The organism is Butyrivibrio proteoclasticus (assembly GCF_900115735.1).
GTDB lineage: Bacteria > Bacillota > Clostridia > Lachnospirales > Lachnospiraceae > Butyrivibrio > Butyrivibrio proteoclasticus_B.
This window is the reverse complement of the sequence record NZ_FOXO01000053.1, coordinates 1-8930: the sequence shown is the minus strand read 5'-3', so window position 1 is coordinate 8930 and position 8930 is coordinate 1. Positions and strand designations below refer to the sequence as shown.

7 protein-coding genes and 1 pseudogene are annotated in these 8930 nt (G+C 39.1%); 3 read left to right on the top strand and 5 right to left on the bottom strand.

Translation table 11 applies throughout. The features are described 5' to 3' along the window. Positions 1 to 248, top strand: a pseudogene (locus BM146_RS19745) (IS4 family transposase); the annotation flags it as partial. Positions 249 to 314: 66 nt separating this feature from the next. Here the strand turns inward: BM146_RS19745 and BM146_RS18405 are convergent. Continuing rightward, positions 315 to 833 (bottom strand): type 2 periplasmic-binding domain-containing protein, encoded by a 519-nt coding sequence (locus BM146_RS18405; protein ID WP_074892079.1) that lies wholly within the window; start codon positions 831 to 833, stop codon positions 315 to 317. Between the two features lie 244 nt (positions 834 to 1077). Between BM146_RS18405 and BM146_RS18400 the strand changes: the two genes are divergently transcribed. Both BM146_RS18400 and BM146_RS19740 read left to right on the top strand, forming a co-directional pair. Next, a complete protein-coding gene (locus tag BM146_RS18400) occupies positions 1078 to 1959 on the top strand; it encodes an AraC family transcriptional regulator (protein ID WP_083413656.1) in 882 nt (293 codons plus the stop codon). Positions 1960 to 3694: 1735 nt separating this feature from the next. Beyond that, on the top strand, positions 3695 to 3910 hold the full coding sequence (locus tag BM146_RS19740; RefSeq protein WP_074892076.1) for a hypothetical protein: 216 nt from the start codon (positions 3695 to 3697) through the stop codon (positions 3908 to 3910). A gap of 79 nt (positions 3911 to 3989) precedes the next feature. On the opposite strand, the gene BM146_RS18390 is transcribed toward BM146_RS19740, so the two are convergent. From BM146_RS18390 to BM146_RS18375, 4 genes are all read right to left on the bottom strand, one after another. Then, positions 3990 to 6020 (bottom strand): methyl-accepting chemotaxis protein, encoded by a 2031-nt coding sequence (locus BM146_RS18390; protein ID WP_074892074.1) that lies wholly within the window; start codon positions 6018 to 6020, stop codon positions 3990 to 3992. 167 nt (positions 6021 to 6187) lie between these two features. Continuing rightward, positions 6188 to 6955: a response regulator gene (locus BM146_RS18385; RefSeq protein ID WP_074892072.1), complete on the bottom strand. Its 768-nt coding sequence runs from the start codon at positions 6953 to 6955 to the stop codon at positions 6188 to 6190. Between the two features lie 14 nt (positions 6956 to 6969). Next, complete coding sequence (locus BM146_RS18380; protein ID WP_074892070.1) at positions 6970 to 8529, bottom strand: hybrid sensor histidine kinase/response regulator; 1560 nt, start codon at positions 8527 to 8529, stop codon at positions 6970 to 6972. Positions 8530 to 8718: 189 nt separating this feature from the next. Beyond that, positions 8719 to 8930 (bottom strand): transposase (locus BM146_RS18375; protein WP_074891237.1); only part of this gene is annotated, 212 nt, incomplete at its 5' end.

Sequence of the window (8930 nt, the reverse complement as noted above, 5' to 3'; positions counted from 1 at the left end):
GGTATATGATGCTCGCTGTTGAGAATCGTGAAGCAGAAGATCCAAGAACCCTTGGAGAACTGTTTACATATCTTGTAGAGGAAATGGCAGATGTTACATTTGTCCATGCATTCACTCTGATTATGAAAATGTTCTCAGATATGATGACTGAAAAATTCGATCTTGACGAAGAAGAAATCTCAACTATGATCGATACCTTCATATCTGCACTTACCCCCGCCATGCAGCGTCAACTAAGGGCTGCATGATGGTACTTTTTTGCCATTTTTTATTGAATTTTCAAGGTACAAACGCTATTTTTTTACTGCGAAGTTTCAGTTATTTATAAATAAAACGCCATTAGTTCCCGGCCATTTTCCCTGAAACTTTGGAAGACCATATATCTTTCCTTCGGGTGTTTTTGCAAGAACAAGTGTGTCGGGTTCTTCGTCAAACATTGCCTGAATGTTAGGTGTTGTTTCCTTACTGATATAAGGTGTCAGATCTTCAAACAAACCATTATAAGTAATGTAATCAGCATCATTTGTTGCTGAGAATAAAAGATCCGGAATATCTCCGGAAGCAAATCTCGTTGGTTTAGTCTGATCCCAGTCCGAATGAATTTCTTCCCATTCAATATCTACACCTGCTGCATCTTCAAATTCCTGAAGCCACTTGAATTCATTGATGTCTGCTGTAAGAGCATGGGCGCAAAACAATGCTGTCAGTTTTACTTTTTCACCTGATGAAGCTGATTCACCGCCTCCGCCAGATGTCCCTGAACTTCCACAACCGGCAAGAAGTCCTGCGGCCATAGCCATAGATAATACTACAGATAATACCTTTTTCTTCATTCTAACCCTCCTAATCATTGCTTTTTTCTATACCCCTTGTGCACATTGCACTATATTCATGCTAGCATTTTCGCCCGTTTAGTAAAATGTAACAATGATAGAAAGAGTGTCATTTTGACATATATTTAAAAAGCCCATTATCTGTGGTAAAATGCACAATGTATCAATAAAAAGTGTCATTTTTTTAATTTTTAGTGTCATTTTTCTATCATTAGTGTCAAAACTTCTTTTTTAGGAGAACTCAATGAAAAAGAATAAAGAAATAATGCAAATGGTCTTTCCTAGCAATCAGCTGTTCCAGTATCTTAGAACCGGTAAATTTATCGCTTTATCATCAGACTGGAAACACGCAAAAATGGGACTTCAGTTCGATTACGAACTGATAGTAGTTACAGAAGGTGTACTATACCTTAGATATATGGATGAAGAATTCACTGTAAGGAGTGGAGAATATCTGATACTCCCTCCAAGCAATTCTAATAGAGAGGGTTTCAAAAAGGATTACTGCGCCTTTTACTGGATTCACTTCATTGTAGATACCGGAGCTTTTCCTGCCAGAATAAATTCTTCTGATATAAAATCCTGTCAAAGAGCTAATTGTTTTCTGATGCCTCAAAAAGCCGCTGTACCACAGCCTGCTAAACTAGTTGTTCAGATGAAACAGCTTCAGGATCTTGATAGAAACAAATACCCAAGTATTTCATTAAATGCTGCAGTAACAGCTATACTAACTGAGCTGTACGGTCAGTTACAGGCAGAGAAAAACGAATCCGATCCATTAGGAAGCAAACAGATTTATTCTGATATTGCTGACTATATCAGAATAAATATTTCTGAAAATCTTAAAACAACTGATATTGCTGATGCATTTGGATACAGTCCCAAATACCTATCCCACCTCTTTAGCGAAGTGCGTGGTATATCACTAAAGCAGTTTATCATGTCTCAGAAAATAGACACTGCCTGCTACTACTTAACCGACAGCGATAAAAATATTACTGTGATAGCTTCAGAGCTTGGCTTCTCAGACGTACATAATTTCTCAAGAGCGTTTAAAAAAAGTACCGGGCTAACACCCAGTGCTTATAGGAACACTTATGCTAAAAGGCTTTTATATCATGTATGATCATGGCGCAAAGAAAGCTGCTTAGTAATAATTGATTTTTCGCAGCTATCAGTTTCTCGCTTTAGATTTACGAGAGGATTCCCGCCAACATTATTGGTTGTACAGGAATCCTCTTTCTTTCCATAAACGTAAGTGATTGGCTCCGTGCGCCACCATTGACTGAACCTGAGGAAAACGCCTTGGCCTGCGAGCCGACGGTGAGGATGATGGGAACAGTAGATTTTCACGCACCGTCGGATTCAGCATTGTAGCGTTTCCCTCAGAACCCGTCAATGGCAAGCACCTTCGGTGTGGCTGGTTTTTATTGCCTCAGGCTCTGAATCCAGGAACAGTAGGGACGGCAAATTTATGGTGCGTCGGGTTATGAATTCAGAAACAGCTAAGCGGCTAGTTTCAAGGAAGCATGGGTGTGGAGCTCTTTTATGATGCATGTTGAAAAGGGGGGTGTCTAAAGGGAGTTTGTATGTGTCCACTCTACAGGTAGCAATTTAAGTCTTGTAATCGACCTATAAGCCCATTTGAACTTCCATGAGGGGGCTGGCATCGCAAAAAGTTGCTATAAAGACAAAATAGTAAAGGCCAGAGGTGGCTAGGAGCTTTCCAAAGCGCTATATGCCCAAAAGGTCAATTTCAGCATGGAAGGTTGTAGTGCAATTCTAATGCGGAAGCGAGTATAGTTACTTATGGAAGATTTAAATTTGGTAATTGTGATATTAACAATATGGGATTAGTTGAGCTGTAGGATAAGACTGAAAAAACTGTAATATTTATCCTATTCTGTCCTATCGAGCTTGCTGTGATGTAGGATAAAAGCGATAGATTTATATTATTTATCCCATTCTATCCAAGCCGATTTTCAGAGTTGTGGGATAAAACCTGAAAAACTATTGAAGTTATCCCACATTTTTAGCTTTCAGAGCACTGTTATTGTCCAGAAAGTAGGATAATCGTGAAAAAATCAATTGTTTTATCCCACAATTCTCAGTCAGAACCATGAGAAGTGTAGGATAAAAAGAGTAAAAGTCAAACGTTTATCCTACTCATGAGCAAAATCCATTATCAAACTGTCAAATCCATAGGATAAAAAGCACATTATTTAAGCACTTATCCCACATCTCTCCGACATCTTCTTCAACATCTCCGGATTGTCACAGTGAAATGGGTATATAGCTATACTTTTTAAGTTACCACACCCCTCGGCAGAATTTTCTAGAAGTGAAAATGGGTATATACGAGAAAAAATAAATTTACACATCCATTGGATGAGTGATTCAAGACAATCAATCATCTATAAAAAGGATGTGTAAACTTCAAAAATGCCGTATATACCCAAAATCGCAAGTCAAAAATATTGGCGAGGGGTGTGGTAATCTTGGAAAACAGGAAATATGCCCAAATCACGTTTTATTGCGAGTGGACGACTTATTTAAAGCAAGCTATATATCAAAGCAACTCTTTAATGCTTTGTATGCAGCATTCGAAAGCTGCGTCCATGGAGCCTTGAAAGCAGCCACCCCTACTGTTCTCGGATTCAGAGCCCGAGGCATAATGACCAGCCACACCGAAGGTGCTTGCCCTTTACTGGTTCTGATGGAAACGCTACAATGCTGTGTCCGACGGTGAGTGAAGAATTACTGTTCCCATCATCCTCACCTTCGGCAAGAAATAGACGGCGTTTCCATCAGATTCAGTCAAGGGTGGCGGACGCAACAGTAGTCATCACTTTATTTATGGTGTGTACGCTGTAATAGCATATGAAGACTCCTTTGTTCCCGTTTCACAGGTGTCTGTTGCAGATGTTGTAGAAATAATAAAAGCCGTATATAGCGACCACCCTGAGCTTTTTTACCTTTCAGCAAAATATGGATATCTATATACCTCAACAGACAACTGCGTTCAGATAACGCTTAAATACAATACACAAATTCCAGCGTCTCCGGAAAAACACTGATCAAAAAACGCTATCATCTTTTTTGATGGTAGCGTTCTTTATAGTTCTAATTCTTAACGTTATCCGAGTAATGCAATACTTATTCAAGTTTAAATGTATCAAGGAAAGCTGCAATCTGATCAGCAGAATCAGATACTGTTGTTGCGCTTCCTTCAACACCTTTACTGCTATCTGCTACGGCTTCCGCACTGGATGCCAGATTGGTCGTAGTTGCTGTAACTTCTTCTGTACTTGCTGACTGTTCTTCTGAAATAGCTGCAACAGATGTTGCTATATCATCAACAGTTGCCACTTTCTCAATCATCTCACCAACAATAGTTCCTGCTTCATCAAGGCTCTTAAAGATTTCTTCAAAGGTTTCTCCGGCAACGTTAACAGCCTCAACGCTTCTGTCAATCTTTTCCTTGTTTTCTTCAGATTTTCTTGAAAGTTCCTGAATCTGCTCTGTAATCTCTTTTACAATATCAGCAATCTGTTTGGTTGAATCTGCACTATTCTGTGCAAGAGATCCAATCTCGCTTGCAACAACCGCAAATCCTTTTCCAGCTTCTCCTGCCCTTGCTGCCTCAATTGAAGCATTAAGAGAAAGAAGGTTTGTCTGTGAAGAAATGGATGCAATGATGTCAATGATAGAGTTAATCCTCTTGGCAGATTCATCAACAGTACTTACAACACTATTCATATCATCCATGGATTCAGCAATTGACTGCATTCCCTGCTGAACATTAGCCATATCCTGCTGACCGTTTTGCGCCTTGGTGACAAGGCTTTCCATTGTATCTTTTGTAGTCTGGCTCTTATCAGAAAGAACTGATACCTCCTGGGCAAGCGTTGTAGCATTGGTTGCGAGCTCTGTAACCGCCTGAGCCATTCCGTCCATTGCCCCGTGTATCTGCTGCATTGCGTTGGACTGTTCATTTGCCTGAACATTAAGAGTTTCTGATGCGTCTTTACTATTTCCGGCTTCTGTCGTAAGCTGGTTGGTGATATTCTTCATATCTCCCATGGATTTACGCATGCTCTTTACATACTCAGACATCTTATCATTCATATGTCCGATTTCATTAGTACTTCCGTCGCTTTCAATATCAACACTGAAGTCCCCTTCAGCAATTCTTGTAATGTTGTCTGTAAGTTTTGTTACAGGCTTTGTGATCATCTTGCTTATGATAATGTAAAGAGCTACACCAACAGCAACAACCATGATTATTGCCAGAATTACACTTATTGTTATAAATGCAGAAAGTGGAGCAAGTACATCATCTTTTTTCACGTAAGAAATCATGGTCCAGTTAGTTCCGGCCACAGGATCAAAAGAAACGTAGTAAGCCTTACCATCAGCTCCTTTGATTGTTTTGATTTCACTTGTTCCGCCTGCGTGTACAACGTTTGCAACAGATTGAATAAATGCATCATCCCCAAGGTCAGATGCTGATTTTCCAACATAATCAGAATTAACATGACCAATAATTACTCCGCCGCCAACAAGCATACTGTTACCTGTTCCTGAAGGAGTATAAGCACTTACCGTATCAGAAATCCCCTGTAGAACTATATCAGCTGATAACACACCGCTTCTTCCATCAAGCATCTTAACTGATCTTGATCCGCAAACAACCATCTGTCCTGTTGTCATATCAACAGATGGATCTCCAAGAGTGATGGATGTCGAACTTGAGCCGTTAATATACCATGCTCTCGTAGTCGGATCATAATCCGAACCGGGAACCCAACCGCCGCCATCATAAAATGCATCTTTTCCAAGTGCAAGATAGCTGTCTATTACAACTCCGGAATATTCACTCATTCCGGGCTCCAGAGCTTTTAATATATCAGCATCAGTTACGTAAGGTGAACTCTCCAAAAGATCTGCCGTACCGTCATAGTACTTTTTTATACCCTCAATCATTTGGGCAATGTCAGCTGCATTAGCTCTTGATTCCTGATAAAGCCCATTTGTCGCCTCTTGTTCAATTACACTCTTGGCCCTCATGGAAATAAATACCGTAAGTATCACAAGAGCAGCTGCAACCATAGGAATCAAAACCAAAAGAAGCTGTGCACTAATGTGTTTCTGTCCTTTTTTCTGTGAACTGTTGTTACTTGCCATATAACACCTCCACATACAACAATAATACGGTAACAATTTAATTTTACTTTATAGCACATTAAAAATCACCAAGAATACACTTAATATCATATAAATATTATTATTTTTTTATAAATATTTTTCTGTAAAAAAGTACCTCGGAAATATTGTGCATTTTCAATCATTTTTCAGCTGAATTTTTTTGCCTTTTGTTTTTCAAAAAACTCATCAATATTGGCAATCAGTTCAGCAGGTGGCATTGTCTTTAAAAGATATTTCTCAGGTTTAAGATCAATGACCTGCATTACACTTTCCTTGTCGCTCTTTACAGTCAAAAACATTACAGGCAAACTACTGGTTGAAGGTTCAGACCTTAACATTTTTAGAACCTGAGGTCCTGTAGTAACCGGCATTTCATAATCAAGAAGTATAAGATCAACTTCATTTTTTGCCAAAAAGGTTATGGCTGCCATTCCGGAATTAACCATAAAAACCTGATATTTTTCAGAAAGCCAGCTCTTAATAGTTCGAAGCATTGTTCCATCGTCATCTACAACCAGAATTTTCTTTTTTTGAAGGCGCAGATCTTCTTTCTCCACAACTTCAATCATTTTGTTTCCAAGTTCTTTTACATTCACAGGGCGCTCAAAAATTGCCGCTATCCTGTCCTGTGGCACACTGACTCTTATCTTGTTTATTTCATCAGGAGATCCGATAATGCTTATTGACAAATCGTCTTCAACAGCCTGATCTCTTACATAAACCAAAAATTCCATCATATCCTCAAGATCATCTATATAGATAAGATATACCTTTGGTTTATTCTCTATTCTCTCCACTTCTGTTACATTTGCGCTTGCCTGAACCACTTCAAAATTCTTTTCCTTTAACTCCTTGGCAATTGATGTGACCATAAAACTCTTTCCGCCGCCTATAAGTAATACTCTTTTTTCCATTTAAGCTCTCCTTGTCATAGAATAGAAAGTAGTGAATCTCTATCTACTAAAGCCATAAACTCCGCTACCTTTTTATATTTTTCCTTGTAGGAATCCGGTATTTTATATCCTTTCAGCATGTCCATGATTCCATCCGCAGTATCATAATCATAGGCCTCAACAAGCTCTTTGATATCTGAAAATGCACTTAAAAGCTCATCCTCTGAAATTTCCGGCAAATCCGAATCATCTTCGTTTTCAGCTGCTGCCTTGAATTTATCCTTATAACTTCTGTAAAGATATAGCAGCTGTGGCGTTTTTTCTTCAATCTCAGCTTCATTCTCATCATTGCCGCACTTCTCAAGGTATGCTGCATCTTTGGACAGTTCCATAGCTCCCACAAGCCTTGCCGAACTCTTAAGAGCGTGAACCGCAACCGTGTAGTTTCTAAAGTCTTTGATATGGGCAAAATTTTCTATGTCATCAGCTTTTTTATTAAGACTTATCAAAAACTCTTTTACAACCGTAGTCAAAACCTCACGGCTGCCGCAGTTATTTAGTGCTTCCTTAAGATCAATCCCCTCAAGAGTATCGAGGAAATCCTCATGACTTGTTTCTTTTTTCAGCTTTGAATCAGAAGACTCTGTTATCGCCTCGTCCGCACTGCCTGCAGTTTGCAGTTTTTCTTTTGGAAGAAGCTTATAGAGCATATCTTCCAGCGTTTCACCATTTACCGGCTTCGAAAGATAATCATCGAACCCTGCTGCAATGTACTCTTCTCTTGCCCCTGCCCCGGCATTTGCAGTAAGAGCAATACACGGAACTCCGGTATTCTTATTGCCTTCCAGTGTCTTCATTGCTGCCAGAGTCTCAACTCCATCCATCTCCGGCATCCTGTGATCTATAAAAATAGCGTCATAATGCTTTTGTTTAACCTTTTCAAGAGTTTCCATTCCGCTCTCGGCAGTATCAATCCTTATCTGTGTATTCTTTAAAAGCCCTTTTACAACCGTCAGGTTCATAACAGTATCATCCACAACCAGGATCTCTGCCTCCGGTGCTCTGAACTTTTCATGGTATTTTTTCAGACTGTTTAAATATTCCTTATATTTTTGCTTGAAATCTCCAAGCTCTTCCCACGATAATACCTGCTGCCTTACTTCAAAAGAAAAATCAGACCCTTCTCCGTAAACACTCTTAACTTCCAGCTTAGTATCCATCAGCGCAAGAAGCTTTTTTACAATACTCATCCCAAGTCCTGTTCCCTCAATGGACCTGTTTCTTATCTCTTCAATTCTTTCAAACGGTGAAAAGAGCTTGTTAAGATCCTCCTCTTTTATTCCTATTCCCGTATCTACCACCTGAAATTTCAGGAAAATGTTATCTTCATCTTCCTTTCGATATGATACATTCATGGTAACAGAGCCTTCCTCCGTATACTTCACCGCATTGGTAAGAATGTTTGTGACACATTGCTTGATTCTTATTTCATCTCCAAAAAGCGAAGACGGAATTGTCTCATCCACATTTATTTCAAGTTTTAATCCCTTATCCTGAACCTTTGTTGCAATCATGTTAAGAAGATCATTTATCATGGAACCTAAATGATACGGCACGGGGCTGTCGCATTAGATGATTAAATCATCTGGGCGATGGCCCTTTTTCATGCCTTAAAAACGGCTTTTTTACTATATATTTTTTATATACTCTATCTTTGGGCGTACTTTAATAAGCCGATTGAATTATCGACGCTGATACAAATTTTTTATTTTAAAATTCAAAATTTATGACACTTTTTTCAGTTCAAATAGATGTGTTCCGGTTCGCTCAGACATAATCTTATGGTGGAGTTTGTTGATGTCAAAAGCTATTGCCAAAAGTGTACTCTGTGCCAGAACATTCTCACTTCCTTTATAAAGGTATCGTCTGAAATTCATATCTTCTTTCACGTTTGCAAACGAACCTTCTGCTTGTATGCTACGGTTCATTCGTAGCT